This window comes from Neorhizobium petrolearium, from assembly GCF_017873175.1.
GTDB classification, from domain to species: Bacteria; Pseudomonadota; Alphaproteobacteria; order Rhizobiales; family Rhizobiaceae; genus Neorhizobium; species Neorhizobium petrolearium.
Map to the genome: position 1 here is coordinate 102,805 of NZ_JAGGJW010000017.1, position 18,769 is coordinate 121,573.

Genomic DNA, 18,769 nt, shown 5'->3' on the forward strand with positions numbered 1-18,769 from the left:
GTAGCATTGCATGCAAGGCGTCTGCCCTGTCGGCGCGATGCGCGTGGAACAGGGGGATATCCGATGTCTGAAGGGAAGCAGCGCTACTACGTGTCCAGCGCGGTGATCGTGATGAAGCCGCAGGACCAGGAACGTGTTCGCCGGGCAATATCCGAGATGAGCGGTGTCGAGGTCCACGGCGTTCAGGACGGCAAGATGGTTGTCGTCATCGAAGGTTACAGCAGCGGCCAGCTGGGTGCGGCTTTGTCGGCAATCTCGGCGATTGACGGCGTGGTCGCCGCGAACATGGTTTTTGAACATTCCGAAGAGCAAGAGGGTATCGCAGATGAAGGGAGAACTGACGCGGCGTGATCTCATCAAGGCGCATGCGGCAGGCATTGCCGCTGCGACCGCGGGGATCGTCCTGCCGGCAGCCGCTCAACCTGTTCCGGGCGGCGTGGAGGCGCTGGAGATCAAATGGTCCAAGGCGCCCTGTCGTTTCTGCGGAACGGGCTGTGGCGTCATGGTCGGCGTCAAGGAAGGCCAGGTTGTCGCCACCCATGGCGACATGCAGGCGGAGGTCAATCGCGGCCTGAACTGTATCAAGGGTTACTTCCTCTCCAAGATCATGTATGGCGAGGACCGGCTTACCCAGCCCTTGCTGCGCAAGCGGAACGGCCAATACGCCAAGGACGGCGAATTCGAGCCTGTCAGTTGGGACGAGGCCTTCGACGTGATGGCCGAGCAGTGCAAGAGGGTGCTGAAGGAAAAGGGGCCGACCGCTGTCGGAATGTTCGGCTCCGGCCAATGGACCATCTTCGAAGGTTATGCCGCGACCAAGCTGATGCGGGCGGGGTTCCGCTCCAACAATCTCGACCCCAACGCCCGGCACTGTATGGCGTCCGCGGCCTATGCGTTCATGCGCACCTTCGGCATGGACGAGCCGATGGGCTGTTATGACGATTTCGAAAACGCAGATGCCTTTGTGCTCTGGGGTTCGAACATGGCGGAGATGCATCCGATTCTCTGGACGCGTGTGGCGGACCGGCGGCTCGGCCACGGCCATGTCAAGGTTGCCGTGCTTTCCACCTTCACCCATCGCAGCATGGATCTCGCCGACATACCGATCATCTTCACGCCCGGGACGGATCTCGCCATCCTGAACTACATCGCAAACCACATCATCACCAGCGGCAAGGTCAACGAGGAGTTCGTCCGCAACCATACGACCTTCATGAAAGGCGTGGACAATATCGGCTATGGCCTGCGCCCAGAGGACCCGCTGGAACTCAAGGCCACCAATGCCGGTGATCCGACCAAGACGGAGCCGATCGATTTCGACGCCTTCAAGAAATTCGTTTCCGACTACACGCTCGAAAAGACCGCCGAACTGACCGGGGCCGATCCCGGCTTTCTGCAGCAGCTTGCCGAACTTTATGCCGATCCGAACCGGAAGGTCATGTCGCTCTGGACCATGGGCTTCAACCAGCATGTCCGCGGGGTGTGGGCCAACCAGATGGTCTACAATCTCCATCTGCTGACCGGCAAGATTTCCGAGCCTGGAAACAGCCCCTTCTCGCTCACCGGCCAGCCGTCCGCCTGTGGAACGGCTCGAGAAGTCGGCACCTTCGCGCATAGGCTGCCTGCCGATATGGTCGTCACCAATCCCGAGCACCGGCATCATGCGGAAGAGTTGTGGAAGCTTCCTGAAGGGCTGCTTCCCGACAAGCCGGGTTATCATGCCGTCCAGCAGGACCGAATGTTGAAGGACGGCAAGCTCAGCTTCTATTGGGTGCAGGTCAACAACAATGTCCAGGCAGCCCCGAATACCAAGAACGAGACCTATCAGGGTTACCGCAACCCGGACAATTTCATCGTCGTCTCCGATGCCTATCCGACGATCACGGCGATGTCGGCCGACCTCATTTTGCCCGCCGCCATGTGGGTGGAGAAAGAGGGAGCCTATGGCAATGCCGAGCGTCGCACCCATGTCTGGCACCAACTGGTGCAGGCTCCCGGCGATGCGCGGTCCGATCTTTGGCAGATAGCGGAGTTTTCAAAGCGCTTCACCACCGACGAGGTTTGGCCCGCGGATATATTGGACAAGCACCCTCATTATCGTGGCAAAACACTGTTCGAGGTGCTGTTCCAGAACGGACAGGTCGACCAGTTCCCGCTGAGCGAGATCGACCCGGACTATGCGAACAACGAGGCCAAGGATTTCGGCTTCTACATACAGAAAGGGCTGTTCGAGGAATATGCCTCGTTCGGGCGCGGTCACGGTCATGATCTCGCGCCCTATGACCGCTACCATCAGGAACGGGGCCTGCGGTGGCCCGTCGTCAACGGGCAGGAGACCAAGTGGCGCTATCGGGAGGGCTACGATCCTTATGTGAAGCCGGGCGAGGGCGTACGCTTCTACGGGCGACCGGACGGCAAAGCCGTGATCCTTGCCGTTCCCTATGAGCCGCCCGCCGAGTCCCCCGATGGTGAATATGATTTCTGGCTGGTGACCGGCCGCGTGCTCGAACATTGGCATTCCGGATCCATGACCATGCGCGTGCCGGAATTGTACAGGGCTTTCCCCGGCGCCCGCTGCTTCATGAATGCCGACGATGCCCGAAAGCGGGGCATCAATCAGGGCGCCGAAATCAGGATCGTCTCCCGGCGCGGTGAAATCCGGTCCCGGGTGGAAACCCGCGGGCGCAACCGTATGCCGCCGGGCGTGATCTTCGTGCCCTGGTTCGATGCCAGCCAACTGATCAACAAGGTCACGCTTGACGCCACCGATCCCATCTCCAAACAGACGGATTTCAAGAAATGCGCAGTCAAGATCGTTCCAGCCGTCTGAGCTTTGGTTCCTTTCGAATCGTAGCCACGGCCTTTGCGGTCGCGTTCATGGCGACGCTTGCCGCAGCCCAGATGGTTCCGCAATTGTCGGGCCCGCCGCAGGCCATGGAGACGGTGCCAGCCCGCCCGATGCCCAAGTGGAACGTGGATGACATACGCAAGATGCGGGCATACCCGGATCAGCCTCCGGTCATTCCGCACTCGATCGAAGGCTATCAGTTGTCGGTCAACACGAACCGCTGTCTTTCCTGTCACAAGCGTGAGTTCACGGAAGGTGCGGGCGCGCCGATGATCAGCGTCACCCACTACATGACGCGGGAGGGACAGATGCTCGCGGACGTTTCGCCGCGCCGCTATTTTTGCACGGCCTGCCATGTTCCGCAGGCGGAAGTGAATCCGCTCGTCGGCAACACGTTCCGGGACATGAGCCAGATGGGTGTCGAGCATCTGGGGGGCAAATAGGGTGATGGGACGGATAAAAAATCTTGCGGCGTGGATATGGAAGATCCTCAGCACGCCGGCGGGCACTCTGAGCCTTGCCTTCCTGACGCTTGGCGGTTTCGTCGGCGGGGTGATCTTCTGGGGCGCGTTCAATACCGCGCTGGAGCTGACCAATACGGAGAAGTTCTGCACCGGATGTCACGAGATGCAGGCGAACGTCTACGAGGAACTGACCCGGACGATCCATTTCTCCAACCGGTCCGGCGTGCGCGCCTCCTGTCCCGATTGCCATGTGCCGCACGAGTGGACCGACAAGATTGCCCGCAAGATGCAGGCTTCCAAGGAGGTCTGGGGCAAGATCTTCGGCACCATCAACACGCGCCAGAAATTCCTCGACGAACGTCTGCGGCTTGCGCAGCACGAATGGGCGCGGCTGAAGGCCAACGACAGCCTCGAGTGCCGCAACTGCCATTCTTCGATAGCCATGGACCTTTCGAAGCAGACCGAACGCGCCGCGGATATCCACACGCGATATCTCCTGAGCGGGAGGGCGACCTGCATAGACTGCCACAAAGGAATCGCTCACGAATTGCCGAACATGCAAGGCGTCAACCCGGGATGGCAGATGCCAAAGGAACTGGAAGGCGAAGTCCTTCCCAGCGCTTCAGCGGTGGATGACCTGCGGCGGGCGATGGATAAGGCGCACGGCCGGATGACGAGTGTGAACGTATCAGCTAACTGAAGGTGAAGTTGTCGAAGTTCGAACGCGTTCGGCACAAGCGCTGAAATTGGGAAGACCTCGGCGAAGCACCAGCCGGCGGCCATGGTGTGTGTCACACGACCAATAGCCATATCCGGCGGACGATCGAATAGGTGTGCTCATTTGATCTTTCTCCCTTGGCCGCTTTGGGCGCGGCCGAGCGCGTCGGAAAGCTCGTATCGATGACGATCCAGGTGAGCCGCGGCCGCTCCTTCCGCGGCGAAGAGGTATGGGATCAGTCCGAAGACGGTTCTGAAATGGCGCAAGCGAACGACGGTCCGTGGGCCTCTCGGCTGATGCCTTGACGGGCGACAGAAGAGTTATAATGTTCTCTTGGGAACATTATAACTGAACGAAGTTATAATGAGTTAAAGGAAACATTATAACCGGGACCCTTCGAACTATGAGAGATATTGACCTTGCATTCCGGACGATGTTCGCGGAACTCGCCCAGCAAACTCTTGATGCGCAATGGCAATCGGACTTTCCGCTCGAGGGCCGCTTTGTCACCGTACCGGTGAAGGGCAAAGACTATTTCTATTTCGATGTCCCTACTCCCGAGGGCAAGGATAAGCGGAGCTATGTTGGCCCCGCAGCTGATCCGGTGATCGCAGCGCGTGTCAGGCGGCATCGCGAGATCAAGGGCAACATTAAGGAGCGGCGACGATTGGTTTCTACGCTCCTGCGCTCAGGCGGCATGTCGGCTCCCGATCGGTTCGCCGGCGATGTCACGCAGGCGCTCGCGCATGCAGGGTTCTTCCGTCTGCGTGGCTTCCTCGTCGGCTCGGTTGCCTATGGCTGCTACTCGGGCATCCTCGGCGTCCGATTGCCCAGGACGGCAATGCAGACTGGCGATGCTGACCTAGCTATGGATTTTGCGATCTCGCAGGAGGTGGATGACAGCCTGCCGCCGATCTTAGACATACTGCATGGGGTCGATCCGTCCTTCAGAGCCGTCCCGCATCAGGCAGACAAGGCGCGCGTGACGGCGTTCGTCAACAAGACCAATTACCGGGTCGAATTTTTGACGAGCAATCGGGGATCGGACGAGTATATGGGCAAGCCTTCTCCCATGCCTGCCCTCGGTGGTGCGTCGGCGGAAAACCTGCGGTTCCTTGATTTCCTGATCTACGAGCCCTTGCGGACGGTGCTGCTTCATCGGGAAGGCGTGAGCGTAAACGTCCCCGCGCCTGAACGGTACTCCGTCCACAAACTCATTGTCGCATCGAGGCGGCCCACGGACGCGCTTGGGCGGGCGAAGCGGGACAAGGACCTCCTGCAAGCGGCCACGCTTTTCGAAGCCATGATCCAAACCCGACAGGGCGACCTCCTGGCCGACGCATACCAGGAGGCATGGGATCGAGGGGCCTCGTGGCAGGAAGGCCTTGCGGCGGGCATCGCCCTGATGCCTGATCAGGGCAAGGAGACGCTGGCGGGCGCCCTCGGCGTGGAAGTGAGCGATCTCGGCAAACGGTAGCGGCATGACAGCGGAAATAGTAACGTCGGACAGCAGTGCCAAGCTGCAGCAAGCCTGAAAAGATCGCCCATATGCCGAAGGCGCCAAACACCCAGTCCATACTCATCGTAAACGCAAAGATCACGGAGATCGTCACTACTGAGCTTGCTGTGACGTTGATAGCCTGGCTCAGGTTGACCGCAAAGCCACCGCTCCTGGCCGCGTCAATAACGTTAGCGGCACCATCCCAAGCCGGATAGATCATCGCGTGTAGACAGATAGGTTGAGTTTCACCGACCATCCCACCTCGCCCTCCGCAGCGAGCGCAGGCCATGTAGGCTCGTCTGACCCATGCCCTTCCACCTGGATTGGGAGCTTGGTCCTCCCCGGACTTGGTTGGTGATCAACAGGCGCTAGCCAAATAAGACCTGCAACTTGCCTGTTGGTAAGGGCATCCAGTGCTACCTTCCATGGAAAGGTACCGGCGAGGTGGAAATCGCCTTGCTGCCAGCGTCAGAAACCGTTTTGGTTCGCACCGAGGCAAATTGTTCGCGTGTCAACGGCTTTGAAAGTAGATATCCCTGAAGGTGGTCACAGCCAAGCGAGCCCAACATCTCCCGTTGCTCCTCCGTCTCAACGCCCTCGGCGGTGATCTCAAGCCCCCTCGCACGCGCCATGCTGACCATGCCGACAATGATCCCGTTGTTGCCGCTGCGGCTCAACTCATCGACGAACACCTTGTCGATCTTGATGCGGTCGATGCTGACATCCTGCACGCGGCCGAATGACGAATAACCAGTTCCAAAATCATCGATGGCGAAACGTACGCCAGCCTTGCGAAGCGCCGCGATCGTTCTTTCGCATTGACCAGAACCGTCGAGCAGCAGGCTTTCAGTGATCTCGATTTCAAGCCTGCCCGGCTCGATATTGTGCCGTGCCAAAGTGGAAAGAACCCGAAGCGGGTAAGATTCCAGTTTCAGCTCTGCCGCTGACGCATTCACGGAAACTGGGAGATCATTCCAGGCAGAGATCGTCGCACACGCGTCATCCAGGACAATCAATCCCAGGGCCGTGATCAGCCCGGCCTCTTCTGCAACGGGGATGAAGATGTCAGGACCGAGCAGCCCCTTTTTGGGATGCCGCCACCGTACAAGCGCCTCGACGGAGCACATCTCGCCGGTTGTTGCCGAATAGACCGGTTGATAATGGATTTCGATCTGCGTCTTCGTCTCGATGGCGTGACGAAGATCGTTTTCAAGCTCGCGACGCGCCCGCAGCAGTTGGTTCATGTGATCACCGAAGAGCGCGTACCGGTTCCGGCCGGCGGCCTTTGCGTGATAAAGCGCGATGTCGGCCTGTCGCGTCAGCTCCGTCGGGTCTGCCCGGCCGGCCGCGAGCGCTGCGCCGACGCTCGCTCCAATCGTGGCCAGGGCGCCATCCAGGTCGAACGGCTGCTCCATTGCGTGAACCACGTCCTCAGCGGCTTTCACGAGATCCTGCTCCGTGATCTTTCGCAGAAGAGCCGTGAACTCATCGCCACCGATGCGGCCGACGATCGCGTGCGGAAGCACCTCCCGCAGCCTCTCTGCGACCATCTTTATCAGGCGGTCCCCGGCGGGATGGCCGAAGGTGTCGTTGACCGCCTTGAACCGATCGAGGTCGATGAACAGCACGCCGTGAACGTCTGCCGGTAAAGCGGCCTCGAGTTCACGTTCCAGCGCTTTGTTGAAACTGGCGCGGTTTGCCAAGCCCGTCAGCACGTCATGATGAGCCAGGTGCTGCAACTCGGCGCGGCTTGCAGAAAGCCGCTCGGACCGGCGAAACAATAGCAATCCGAGGACGCTCGTCGCCCCAAAGATGCAGAGGACGCCAGCACCGAGGGCCGGCAGAGTTTCGTTCCGGACGGTGGCGCCGGGGCGGAACGGCGTCCAGCAGAAGTAGCCGATCGTCTCGCGCTTTGACGAGATCAGCGGCACATAGGCGTGCTCGCTATCGTCTGCCTGCGGTGTGAAGTGCATGTCTTCAAACTGGTACTGGCTCCCGATACTGCTCGGGAAGCTACCGTCAAGGAAGCGGACCGCCACATGCAGGTTTTCGTCTCCCGGCCGCTGCTCCAGGTCTCCGCTGTCGGACACGATCGGCTTGACGCTGACGATGGCGGGCCTGCCGCCGACCACGGCCAAGTCGCTCTCACCGATCGACAAGACTCGCTCCGTCACGCCGGTGGTGTCATCCGCAAACAACCGCTGCTGCAGTTGTGCGACCAGCGGGAGGTAAGCCGTCCGAAACTCCTCCAGCGTCACCGATCGGTCGTCTGCCGCCACGAAATGATAGATGTCGGTGCCGTCCGCAGCGAGGACAAATGCCGCATCATGCTGGAAATAGGAATGCATCCAGCTGCCCAGGTTGGCGTCCAGCCAATCGACATCGCGCTCCGCAGTCCGTGTGACCGCATCGTCCCAGACCGTCACGCTCTCCTGATCGTGTGCGATCTCCGTACGCATATTGGAGACGATCAGGGTGACGAGATCCTGTTGGCGTTGCGCGGCGGCTGCATCCATTCGGCCGGCCGACCAATACAAGCTGAGAAGGACGAGCGCGCCGAAGACGACCGAAATAGCGAAAGGAAGCAAACCCCAAAGGAAAAGCCTCGACCGGGAGAACATACCTATGCGACCACCGTTCTTGTTATTTCGAATATCGTAAAACAGGAACACTTAATGTCCCTGCAACGGCTATCGTTCCTGAAGTCTTAATCTCCAGCGGCAATCCGCTCGTCGCAGCTCAAGCGTCCTGCCGCGACCTTCAGACCGGAGCTTCGTCGACGGTCTCGTCACCCGGCCGGCTCAGCATTGCCAGCAATTGCTGCCGATCCCGCAGCCCCATCTGAAACAGATCGATCAGATCGGCTGCCAGCTTGGAGGCACGAGCAGTCTCTTTTTGGAGACCTCGCTGAAGGCAGACCTCATCGAAGACGCTCTGCAGCATCTGGAGTTCCTCCGGTTCAACCGGAGACGCAAAGGAATGATGATTCTGGAGCATTGCGGGATACGGTCACCAGCTTTGTTGGACGCGTTATATAAGTTTAAACCGACGCGTTCCTATCAGCGAACCTTCATGGATCATTTATTGTAGATGGAACGAACAGGTGCTCGATGGACAGCATGCGCTGGGTCGGTTCTGATCGCTTTCCCCGGCTTGGTTCTCAGAAAAAATTGTCCGATACTTGCCCGATGTCGGCTATGGCTGGGCATGCGACCGAAATCGAAATGGTCGCCTGGATCAGGGGCAGAATACTGGGTGTCGCGCTAACTGTTAATGACGGTTGAGTTATTTCCAACGCCGGATCTACGATCGGCATTTGCCCCGATTGTGGATGTCGAAGCCGGATAACGCCCTCGATCGCCGCATGTGCGCCTTCGCCGGCGGTTTCGGGTTGACCTCCCGTCGTCAATACTTCTGCCCGGCAGACCGGTCCTGTCATGTGGCGAAAAGCTAACTATCTCAGCTGCTCAATTTTCCCAAGCCGCTTCGGAACCCTGCTCTACGGACAAAAGTCCAGCGTCGTGCGCAGGGCGAGGGTATTTCAAAAAAAGTCCCCTTCGGTCATCGCTCTGAATCCGCTCGCTGAATCGACGATTCCACCGATCGAGCCCTGCAAAGCTGCCGTACATGCACATTGACTCATTTTCCAGATTAGAACAGATACAGAACATATTCGTTTCTCTCAAGCAATAACAGCTCCCGCGAAGAAGGAGACCATGAGCCAATCCGCCTCAACTGCCGTTCTTTCGGAACTGCGCGAACGCATCGCACATCTGGAAGGTGCCGCCAGCCGCCAGAAGACCGTGCTGCCGTTCGGCGTATCCGACATCGATGACTGTCTTCCGGGCGGCGGGCTCGCCTATGGCGCCATCCATGAGGTGGCGGGCGGCGGCAATGGTGCGGTGGATGGGGCAGCGGCCGCACTCTTCGTCGGCGGCATCGCGGCGCGAACGAAGGGCAAGGTGGTCTGGTGTTTCACCCGCGCCGATCTCTTTGCCCCGGCTCTGGCGCAGGTGGGCTTGCATCCCGACCGGGTGATCTATGTCGAGGCGGGCCGCGAGGAGGATGTGCTGGCAAGCTTCGAGGAGGCTCTGCGCTATGGCGGCCTTGGCGCCGTCGTCGCCGAACTGGTGCGCCTGCCGATGGTCGCTTCGCGCCGGCTGCAGCTCGCCGCCGAAAGCTCCGGCACGATCGGACTGGCGATCCGGCGATGGCGCCGGCAGGCGGAAGCATCGGATTTCGGGATGCCGACGGCGGCGGTGACGCGGTGGCGTGTCTCAGTCCTGCCGTCCGAGCCGCTTCCGGTTCCGGGCGTCGGCCGCGGACGCTGGCGCGCGGAGCTGATGCGGGTGAGAGCAGGGGAGCGCGCGGAATTTGTCATAGGTGCATGTGATGGCCAGGGTCGTATCTGTCTTTCTTCCGACACTGCCGACGGATCGGGTGAGGCGCGCCGATCCTTCGCTACCGGCTGACAAGCCGCTGGTGATCGTCGCCAAAAGCGGCTCCAAGCGGTGGATTTCTGCCGCCGACACCGCGGCTCTGAAACTTGGTCTGCATGTCGGCATGCCGGCAGCCAAGGCGCAGGCGCTGGTCCAGGGTCTGATGATCTTCGATGCAGATCCGCATGCCGATGGTGAGACTTTGGAACGCCTGTCGCTCTGGGCGCTGACGCAATATTCGCCGGTCGTCGCCATGGACCCGCCGGACGGGATCGTCATGGACACGGAGGGCGCCGATCATCTGCAGGGCGGCGAGGAACGGATGCTGTTCGGTCTCGTCAATCGCTTCCGTGCCAAGGGACTGGCCGCCCGCGCAGCGATTGCAGATACTTGGGGCGCCGCGCATGCGCTGGCGCGGGCGACCCGTCGCGAGACAATCATCGTGCCTCCCGGAAAGATCGCCGAGGCTGTGGAGCGCTTGCCGGTTTCATCCCTGCGCCTGCCCGCGGAAATCGTCGCCAGCCTGCGCACCCTGGGCTTCGCCACTGTCGGCGAGCTGGCCGCCACGCCGCGCGCGCCGCTGGTGCTGCGCTTTGGCCCGGAAATCACCCGCCGCCTCGATCAGATGTATGGCCGTCTGGCTGAGCCGATCGATCCGATCCGGCCTGCCGAACTCGTCGAAGTCCATCGCTCCTTCGCCGAGCCGATCGGCGCCGCTGAAACCATCGAAAAATACATCACCCGTCTGGTCCGGCTGCTTTGCCTGGAGCTTCAGAAGCGCGGGCTCGGCGTCCGGCGTGTCGATCTCATCGTCCATCGCGTCGACAATACCATTCAGGCCCTGAGGGCAGGGACGGCAAAGCCGGTCCGTGACGCGGCTTGGCTGACGAAGCTGTTCAACGACCGCATCGAAAACATCGAACCCGGTTTCGGTATCGAGAAGCTGACGCTCGCCGCCATCATGGTCGAGCCGCTGGCGGAAAAGCAGAATGCCTCCTCGCTCATCGAGGAGGAAGTCAAGGATGTCACGCCGCTGATCGATATCCTCGGCAATCGCGGCGGCCAGCGGATCTACCGAGCCGCGCCGGTGGCAAGCGATGTGCCGGAACGCAGCGTCCGGCGGGTTGATCCTACAGCCGAAGAGAAGGGAGAGACCTGGCCGTCGCAATGGCAGCGGCCGCCGCGACTGCTCGCCCGGCCGCAGCTGATCGAGGTGATCGCATTGCTGCCGGACCATCCGCCGGTCTCGATCACCTGGCGGGGCAGGCGTCACCGGGTGGCGCGCGCTGACGGGCCGGAGCGGATCTTTGGAGAATGGTGGCTGAGACGATCGGAGTTTCGGGCGGTCAGGGACTATTTCATCGTTGAAAGCGAGAGCGGTGAGCGCTTCTGGATCTTTCGTTTGGGCGACGGCGTCGATGCCGGAACCGGGTCGCACAAGTGGTACCTACATGGGCTTTTCGCATGAGATACGCGGAGTTGCAGGTCACGACGCATTTTTCGTTTCTCCGGGGCGCCTCGTCGGCCGAGGAACTGTTCGCCACCGCCAAGCTCATGGGCATCGAAGCGCTCGGCATCGTCGATCGCAACAGCCTGGCCGGGATCGTCCGGGCGCTGGAAGCGTCACGGGCGACAGGCCTGAGGCTGGTCGTCGGCTGCCGGCTCGATCTGGCGGACGGCATGTCGATCCTGGTCTACCCGACCGACCGCGCCGCCTATTCGCGTTTGACGCGGTTGCTGACTTTGGGAAAGGGCAGGGGCGGCAAAGCGAACTGCATCCTGCATCTCGACGATGTCGCCCATTATGCCGAGGGCCTGATCGGCATCCTCGTGCCGGACATGCCGGACGAGACCTGCGCCATGCAGCTCAGGAAGATGGCAGAGATTTTTGGGGATCGCGCCTATCTGTCGCTGAGCCTGCGCCGGCGGCCGAACGACCAACTGCGGCTTCACACGCTTTCCAACATGGCGGCGCGCTACCGGGTCAGGACAGTCGTTACGAATGACGTGCTGTTCCATGAGCCGCCGCGCCGGCAGCTTCAGGATATCGTCACCTGTGTTCGCGAGAAGACGACCATCGATTCCGTCGGCTTCGATCGCGAACGTTTCGCCGATCGCCATCTGAAGCCGCCGGAGGAGATGGCCCGCCTCTTCCCCCGCTATCCCGAGGCATTGGCGCGCACGATGGAGATCGTAAGGCGCTGTACGTTTTCGCTCGAGGAACTGGTCTACCAGTATCCCGAGGAAGCCCTGATCCCCGGCATGACGGCGCAGCAGTCACTGGAGCATTATACCTGGGAGGGTGTGAAGACCCGCTATCCGGAAGGCCTGCCGGCCCATGTCGAACAGACCATCCGCCATGAGCTCTGCCTGATCGAGACGATGAAATACGCCCCCTATTTCCTGACCGTCTTCTCGATCGTCCGATACGCCCGCTCCCAGAACATTCTCTGCCAGGGCCGCGGTTCTGCCGCCAATTCCGCCGTTTGCTACGTCCTCGGCATCACCTCCATCGATCCGGAAACCAACGACCTGCTGTTCGAACGGTTCGTCAGTCAGGAGCGCGACGAGCCGCCGGATATCGATGTGGATTTTGAACACGAACGGCGCGAGGAGGTCATCCAGTGGATCTACAAGACCTACGGCCATGACAAGGCGGCTCTCTGCTCGACCGTCACCCGCTATCGCACCAAGGGTGCGATCCGCGACGTCGGCAAGGCCTTCGGCTTGTCGGAGGACCTGATCAAGGCGCTGTCCTCCGGCGTCTGGTCCTGGTCGGAAGAGGTCGGCGAAAAGCAGGTCCGCGACCTCGGGCTCAACCCGGAGGATTATCGGCTGGCGCTGACGTTGCAGCTGGCGCAACAACTGATGGGCACGCCTCGGCACCTCGGCCAGCATCCTGGCGGCTTTGTCCTGACCCACGATCGATTGGACCACCTGGCGCCGATCGAGCCTGCAAGCATGCCCGACCGATACGTCATCGAATGGGACAAGGATGACGTCGAAGCCTTGAAGATGATGAAGGTCGACGTGCTGGCGCTCGGCATGCTGACCTGCATGGCGAAGGCCTTCGCGCTGCTGAAGCAGGAGAAGAATATCCCGCTCGACCTGGCGTCCATCCCTCAGGAGGATCCTGCGACCTACGCGATGATCCGCAAGGCCGATACCCTCGGTACCTTCCAGATCGAGAGCCGGGCGCAGATGGCGATGTTGCCGCGCATGAAGCCCGAGACATTTTACGATCTCGTCATCCAGGTGGCGATCGTCCGGCCAGGGCCGATCCAGGGCGACATGGTCCACCCGTATCTGCGCCGACGCGAGGGCAGGGAGCCTGTCGACTATCCGACGCCGGAGCTGGAGGCGGTTTTGAGCAAGACGCTCGGTGTGCCCTTGTTCCAGGAGAGCGCCATGAAGGTGGCGATGGTCTGCGCCGGATTTTCGGCCGGAGAGGCCGATCAGCTGCGCCGGGCGATGGCGACGTTCAAGTTTACGGGCGGAGTGAGCCGGTTCAAGGACAAGCTCGTGTCCGGCATGATCCGCAATGGTTATTCGCCGGAATTCGCCGAGCGGACGTTTGGCCAACTGGAGGGTTTCGGGTCCTATGGTTTTCCCGAAAGCCACGCCGCCTCTTTCGCGCTGATTGCCTATGCTTCGAACTATGTGAAGTGCCATTATCCGGACGTGTTCTGCGCCGCACTTTTGAATGCGCAGCCGATGGGGTTCTACATGCCGGCGCAGATCGTCGCCGATGCCAAAAAGCATGGTGTCGAGGTCCGGCCGGTCTGCACCAACCGGTCCCGGTGGGACTGCACGCTGGAGCCGATCGGCCGTACCGGCAAGCATGCAGTCCGGCTCGGAATGCGGCTTGTGAAAGGTCTTCCGGTCGCCGATGCTGCCCGTATTGTTGCCGCACGGACCGATGAGCCGTTCGTTTCCATCGACGACATGTGGCGCCGCTGCGGTGTGCCGACCGCCTCGCTCGTCAAGATGGCAGAGGCGGATACCTTCCGCTCTTCCCTCGGCCTTGAACGGCGCGATGCGCTCTGGGCGATCGAAGCGCTGCGCGACGAGCCGCTTCCCCTGTTTGCCGCGGCCGCAGAGCGGGAAGCGCGCGCGATCGCCGAGCAGCAGGAGCCGGATGTAATACTCCGGCAGATGACCGAAGGGCACAATGTCGTGGAGGACTACAGCCACACCGGGCTGACCCTGCGTCATCACCCATTGAGTTTCCTGCGCCAGGATCTGGCCTGCAAGAGGATCGTGACCTGCTCGGAAGCGATGACGGCACGAGACGGCCAATGGCTGATGGCGGCCGGCCTGGTGCTGGTGCGGCAGATGCCGGGGTCAGCCAAGGGCGTCGTGTTCGTGACGATCGAGGACGAAACCGGCGTGGCGAATGTCGTGGTCTGGCCGAAACTCTTCGAGCGCTCACGCCGGATTCTGCTCGGATCCAGCATGCTGGCGATCAACAGCAGGATCCAGCGGGAAGGGGAGGTCGTCCACCTGGTCGCCCAGCAGCTGTTCGATCTCTCTGCGGATCTCTCCAGTCTGACGGAACGCGACGGCAACTTTCGGCCGCCGACGGGGCGCGGGGACGAATTTGTTCACGGCGCCCCGGGGATGCCCGATCCGCGTGGAAAACCTCCGGCATCCGTTCGCGCGAAGGACATTTTCGAGCCCGACCGGCACATCGACACATTGAAGATCAAGAGCCGGAATTTTCAATGACGGAAACGGCACTGGAGCCGGATCAAAGCACGCTGACGTTCTCAGCCTTCGATTTTCCGGTCTTCCGGTCCTGGCCCAGATCGTAGCTTACCTTCTGACCTTCCCGCAGAAGATCGCCATACTGCACGGCTGAGACATGCACGAAAACATCCGCTCCGCCGTTCTCAGGGGTGATGAACCCAAAGCCTTTGTCTGTATTGAAAAATTTCACGGTTCCGGTCGGCATGAAAGCTCCTGATCAATGCGCGGCGACTTTCCGCGATTGGAACCTATAGCTGATTTGGCGTCCCATCAATGGCTTGTATATTTGCCGCTAAACATCAATACGCACCTGATCCAGGCGCTGCTCGGCAACTGAGCAAGCTTCAGGCACTTGTCGTCCCTGACGATACCGGTGAGGTTTTTGCCGGTTTGCTGGACAGGCTTGAGCAAGCCGAATGCCGCCTCGCGACAGAACGTTCTATCTCCCGCGGCCACTCACCCAACACGGTTTCCGCCTGAGTTGCCGCTCAAACGATGCGTCGGCTTTGAAGGCAATAAAAAAGGCCGGGGCGAAATCGCACCGACCTTCCTCATCATCGCTTACTCACCAGTGCCAGTACATCCGTGGTCAAAAGTCTCGAAGCGACGGCGGCGATTGCGAGCGGCGAATTCATTTCAGCGCTCATCAGCAATGCCGATGTGCTGGATATAGACAGCCAATGTGTTGAAAAGAAGTTCACAGATACCAGCACGGCTGAATGACACCGGCGGCTTCGCCGTCCGCTCTTTACGACGTGGTCCGGTTCCTGGGTCTGTTGACGTTTCCGTAAGCACTGGCCACGCCTTTGCTTGCTGTCGTTGGCCCTTTTCCCATAGGTTTCCTGCGCCATGTAGTCCCGAGGTAACCAGGCGGGGTTCGATATGGACGAGATCGTCAAACAGCTTCTCCACCTTTCTGCGCGCACCGAAACCCTCATTGCGATCTATGATGGCGATGACCGGCTGCGGTATGCCAACAACGCATTCCGTTCCGCCTATTTCATCGAGCCCGATGAAACTCCTCTATGGCCGGATCTCATGCGACGGAATTTCGAGCTGGGGCGGGGGACGGCCATCCGAGCGAATTTCGAAGACTGGTTGCGATCGACGCAGTCGCGGCGCGGCAAGATCGGCTATCGGGCTTTCGAGACGGATCTGATCGACGGTCGCTGGTTCTGGATGACGGAGACGATCGAGAAGAACGGCTGGATGCTGTGCATCGCGAGCGACATTACCACCTTACGCGCCAAAGGCAGGAGCGTCCGGCAAGATCGCGATCAGGCGATCAAGGCCTCTCAGACGGACGAACTGACCGGCGTCGCCAACCGCCGCTTCGTGATGGCACGTATCGAGGACATGCTGGTAGCCGCGCAACATGGGAACGAAGGATGCCTGGCCGTGTTCGATATCGACAATTTCAAGTACATCAACGATCGGCTCGGCCACCACGCCGGAGATCTCGTCCTGCGCGACTTCGCTCACCGCATTCATCAAAACGTTCGCCGCACCGACTGTTTTGGGCGCGTTGGCGGAGAAGAGTTCATTCTGGTGATGCCGGAAACAGGATCCGAGGAATCTATCGCCATTGTGGAGCGCATGTTGAGCGTGATCCGGTTCTCCCGCCCGCTGCCTGAATCTCCCGACTTCAGCTACACGTGCTCGGCGGGCATCGCCGTCTGCCAGCCGGAAGACAACGTTTCGGATCTTTATCGGCGCGCCGATCAGGCGCTCTATTCAGCCAAAATGAGCGGTCGGGACAGGGTACGTGCGGCCTAAGGATGATCGCCGGTAGGGAAGGCCGCAATGCAGGCGAGAACAAGGACCGTCAACCGGATCAGGCGACCTGCTCGACGTGCAGCGTACCCAATGCCAGTGGCTTGATCAGGGTTTTTGCCGAAATCGACGGATTGAGCCAGTCCGCCCAGGCGCTGCGGTCCAGAATGACGATCTGCCGGTCGTGATAGGGCGAAATGTCGGGACCAGGAGGCATAGTCAGCATGGTGAAGGCCTCTCCGACTTCCGGCGTCTGCCGCCAGATGCCGGCGATGCAGAAGATCGGTTCATCCTTCTTGGTGAACAGCCATTTGTCCTTGCGCTTCTTCGACTTGTCTTCGGGATCCGTAAACTCATAAAAGCCGTCGGCGACAATCAGGCATCGGTTCGACCCGAACTCACGTCCCTCCGAGCGAAAATTATAGACCGGCCGCTTGTTGGGTCCGGGCCAGCTCCAGCGCCGCTGCACCATATCAGCCTCACCAGCGGCGCCGTCAATTGTCCGGATGATCGGCGCGGTATCGGTGATCTTGATGTCCTCCCGCGCCTGGACGTTGGGCACGCCTTCCGAGAACCGGATCTTGATCTTCAGGTCGGCGAAATCCTCGGCGATCGCGGCGGCATCCACCATCAATCTATAATCATTGCACATGTTTCCTCCGTCGCGCCGCGGGTTGCTTCAGTCACGTCACGCCGCTCCAGGTGCGGCAGATGCTCGCCTTGATCTCGCTCGAACCGAACGAGCAGTTCCTCGGCCTCGTTCTTTGGCAATCGCCACCCGGCCGAGCTTGTGACGTTCGGTCTCATCGGAGCGCATCCTGCCACGCTAACAGGTCCTGGCTTACTCCTCAAACCGTGACCATGTTTGCATCTCAATCATGTTCCTGATATGTTCTTCTCGTTATGGACGTGAAGCTATTCGATCCCGAAGCGTCACTTGAAGAACGCCGTCTTGTGATCAGACGTTCCGGTGACGAGATTGAGATGGTGGAATTGCCATGGGGCCTTCAGCCGTCCGAGACGAGCGGCAGCCCCTTCACGGTGGTTCGTGCCGAGGGCAGACGTTTTCCGACGCACCGATGTCTCATTCCCGCTTCCGAATTCCGGCACAGGAGCCGCGGCAAAGGCTATCGCTTCTCTCTCGCCAGCAGCGACTGGTTCTACTTCGCCGGCATCTGGCGGCCCAAGACGCGGGATTGGCCGGAAGCCTATGCGATCCTGACGATCGAATCGAACGCCGATATCGCGCCATTCCATGATCGCCAGATGGCGGTTCTGCCAAGAAAGGACCGCATGGACTGGATTGATCTGATGCGCCGGGAAGAGGAGCTGCTGCGTCCCTTGCCTCCCGGAGCCTTCAAGATCTCGGAGGATCGCGCCGAGCCCGAGGAGGCGAGATTCGCCTTCTGAAGTGGCCGGCACGAGGGATTGCAGACTCAGTCGATGAGGTCCTTGAAGGCGTTCCGCGCCCTTACAATATCTATTTCAGGACCATTGGTGGCACGAAAGGAGGAAGAAATGCCGCTGAACGATGTTCCATGGACTCGACCAGTGACGATCCGGCTGCAATGCGGCCTGGAGCGCACCTTCATCGGCGTCTATGACGCCCTCGACTTTCTCGAGAACGAGTGGCCGTTGCGGCACGGGGAACGCCATGACAGGGCGGTGAAGGCCTGCCAGCGCGCTCTTAACGGCATCGTCCCTGCCGTCATCGCCCGCGAAGCTTTCATGGCGGCTTGCCTGGAGGCCGGGATGCCGGCTGTCATGGCTGCCTGGAAGACGAAGCCAGAAACTCAAGCGGTTCGGACCGCTCGTATGGCGGCCGTGTGATCAGGTACCGGCGACCCCGCCCAAGGCGGGGTCCCTCCCGGGAAACCCGTCCTGATTGCTGTGGTTGCCCATGTCAGGAACGGTCGAAATCTCACCAGCTCGTTCCTCGTCGATCGCCGTTGCTAGATGGTCTGTCGTCCGAGAGCGCTCCTGCAGCAAAGCGATATAGCGCCGGCGCATCTCCTGGATGCTGATTTCTCCCATGACCCAGAGCTCGACGATCGCCATATATTCGGGATCACCGTCGATCGGCGTTGCACGAGCGCGCGCTCGCGCGATGACGCGATCTGCGATCGACCTGCGCGTTTGTTCTGTCGTCACCATTCCCTCCGCCTCTGGCGTTCATGAGTCCCGGCTGATTTAGCAATCCCTTGACACCCGCACCACTTGAAATCGCAAGCTTCGACCACATCTAAGGCTCACTTCCCGTATCGATGGCCTGCTGCT

The 18,769-nt window shown here is 60.5% G+C and carries 17 protein-coding genes and 1 pseudogene; 12 read left to right on the forward strand and 6 right to left on the reverse strand.

From position 1 onward, the window contains the following. The first annotated feature begins 63 nt into the window (after nucleotides 1–63). From J2046_RS27650 to J2046_RS27670, 5 genes are all read left to right on the forward strand, one after another. Nucleotides 64–351 (forward strand): chaperone NapD, encoded by a 288-nt coding sequence (locus J2046_RS27650; protein WP_037145468.1) that lies wholly within the window; start codon nucleotides 64–66, stop codon nucleotides 349–351. Next, the gene (napA, locus tag J2046_RS27655) at nucleotides 326–2,830 is read left to right on the forward strand and encodes a periplasmic nitrate reductase subunit alpha (RefSeq protein ID WP_210057269.1); all 2,505 of its coding nucleotides are present in this window, start codon (nucleotides 326–328) and stop codon (nucleotides 2,828–2,830) included. Before J2046_RS27650 ends, napA begins: the two co-directional genes overlap by 26 nt. Then, on the forward strand, nucleotides 2,800–3,291 hold the full coding sequence (locus J2046_RS27660) for a nitrate reductase cytochrome c-type subunit (protein ID WP_210057270.1): 492 nt from the start codon (nucleotides 2,800–2,802) through the stop codon (nucleotides 3,289–3,291). The genes napA and J2046_RS27660 overlap by 31 nt, the downstream gene beginning before the upstream one ends. Nucleotides 3,292–3,295: 4 nt before the next feature. Continuing rightward, nucleotides 3,296–4,012: a NapC/NirT family cytochrome c gene (locus tag J2046_RS27665; protein WP_210057272.1), complete on the forward strand. Its 717-nt coding sequence runs from the start codon at nucleotides 3,296–3,298 to the stop codon at nucleotides 4,010–4,012. 421 nt (nucleotides 4,013–4,433) lie between these two features. After that, nucleotides 4,434–5,507 (forward strand): nucleotidyltransferase family protein, encoded by a 1,074-nt coding sequence (locus J2046_RS27670; protein WP_210057274.1) that lies wholly within the window; start codon nucleotides 4,434–4,436, stop codon nucleotides 5,505–5,507. A 19-nt stretch (nucleotides 5,508–5,526) separates the two neighbouring features. Here the strand turns inward: J2046_RS27670 and J2046_RS33990 are convergent. The 3 genes and pseudogenes from J2046_RS33990 to J2046_RS27680 form a co-directional block, all read right to left on the reverse strand. After that, nucleotides 5,527–5,751 (reverse strand): annotated as a pseudogene (locus J2046_RS33990) (DUF308 domain-containing protein); the annotation flags it as partial. A gap of 196 nt (nucleotides 5,752–5,947) precedes the next feature. Beyond that, nucleotides 5,948–8,047: a putative bifunctional diguanylate cyclase/phosphodiesterase gene (locus J2046_RS27675; RefSeq protein ID WP_320443067.1), complete on the reverse strand. Its 2,100-nt coding sequence runs from the start codon at nucleotides 8,045–8,047 to the stop codon at nucleotides 5,948–5,950. A 244-nt stretch (nucleotides 8,048–8,291) separates the two neighbouring features. After that, the gene (locus J2046_RS27680) at nucleotides 8,292–8,474 is read right to left on the reverse strand and encodes a hypothetical protein (protein ID WP_210057277.1); all 183 of its coding nucleotides are present in this window, start codon (nucleotides 8,472–8,474) and stop codon (nucleotides 8,292–8,294) included. 773 nt (nucleotides 8,475–9,247) lie between these two features. On the opposite strand from J2046_RS27680, the gene J2046_RS27685 reads away from it, so the two are divergent. From J2046_RS27685 to J2046_RS27695, 3 genes are read left to right on the forward strand one after another with little or no spacing between them, the layout of a single operon-like run. Continuing rightward, entirely contained in the window at nucleotides 9,248–10,003 is a 756-nt protein-coding gene (locus J2046_RS27685) for an ImuA family protein (RefSeq protein ID WP_210057279.1), read from the forward strand. Further along, on the forward strand, nucleotides 9,924–11,438 hold the full coding sequence (locus J2046_RS27690; protein WP_210057281.1) for a Y-family DNA polymerase: 1,515 nt from the start codon (nucleotides 9,924–9,926) through the stop codon (nucleotides 11,436–11,438). The genes J2046_RS27685 and J2046_RS27690 overlap by 80 nt, the downstream gene beginning before the upstream one ends. After that, the gene (locus J2046_RS27695; protein ID WP_210057283.1) at nucleotides 11,435–14,698 is read left to right on the forward strand and encodes an error-prone DNA polymerase; all 3,264 of its coding nucleotides are present in this window, start codon (nucleotides 11,435–11,437) and stop codon (nucleotides 14,696–14,698) included. Before J2046_RS27690 ends, J2046_RS27695 begins: the two co-directional genes overlap by 4 nt. Nucleotides 14,699–14,720: 22 nt before the next feature. Here J2046_RS27695 and J2046_RS27700 read toward each other — a convergent pair whose 3' ends face one another. Next, complete coding sequence (locus tag J2046_RS27700; RefSeq protein ID WP_113501754.1) at nucleotides 14,721–14,924, reverse strand: cold-shock protein; 204 nt, start codon at nucleotides 14,922–14,924, stop codon at nucleotides 14,721–14,723. 380 nt (nucleotides 14,925–15,304) lie between these two features. Between J2046_RS27700 and J2046_RS27705 the strand changes: the two genes are divergently transcribed. Together J2046_RS27705 and J2046_RS27710 are read left to right on the forward strand one after the other, a co-directional pair. Next, a complete protein-coding gene (locus J2046_RS27705; RefSeq protein ID WP_210057286.1) occupies nucleotides 15,305–15,442 on the forward strand; it encodes a hypothetical protein in 138 nt (45 codons plus the stop codon). Nucleotides 15,443–15,601: 159 nt separating this feature from the next. Next, a complete protein-coding gene (locus tag J2046_RS27710; protein WP_210057305.1) occupies nucleotides 15,602–16,495 on the forward strand; it encodes a GGDEF domain-containing protein in 894 nt (297 codons plus the stop codon). 58 nt (nucleotides 16,496–16,553) lie between these two features. On the opposite strand, the gene J2046_RS27715 is transcribed toward J2046_RS27710, so the two are convergent. Then, complete coding sequence (locus J2046_RS27715; RefSeq protein ID WP_210057307.1) at nucleotides 16,554–17,144, reverse strand: SOS response-associated peptidase; 591 nt, start codon at nucleotides 17,142–17,144, stop codon at nucleotides 16,554–16,556. A gap of 251 nt (nucleotides 17,145–17,395) precedes the next feature. Between J2046_RS27715 and J2046_RS27720 the strand changes: the two genes are divergently transcribed. Both J2046_RS27720 and J2046_RS27725 read left to right on the forward strand, forming a co-directional pair. After that, nucleotides 17,396–17,902: an SOS response-associated peptidase family protein gene (locus J2046_RS27720; RefSeq protein WP_210057309.1), complete on the forward strand. Its 507-nt coding sequence runs from the start codon at nucleotides 17,396–17,398 to the stop codon at nucleotides 17,900–17,902. A gap of 108 nt (nucleotides 17,903–18,010) precedes the next feature. Further along, nucleotides 18,011–18,322, forward strand: coding sequence for a DUF982 domain-containing protein (locus J2046_RS27725; RefSeq protein ID WP_210057311.1), 312 nt, complete (start codon nucleotides 18,011–18,013; stop codon nucleotides 18,320–18,322). Here J2046_RS27725 and J2046_RS27730 read toward each other — a convergent pair whose 3' ends face one another. Beyond that, nucleotides 18,323–18,643 (reverse strand): hypothetical protein, encoded by a 321-nt coding sequence (locus J2046_RS27730; RefSeq protein WP_210057313.1) that lies wholly within the window; start codon nucleotides 18,641–18,643, stop codon nucleotides 18,323–18,325. Nucleotides 18,644–18,769 lie beyond the last annotated feature (126 nt).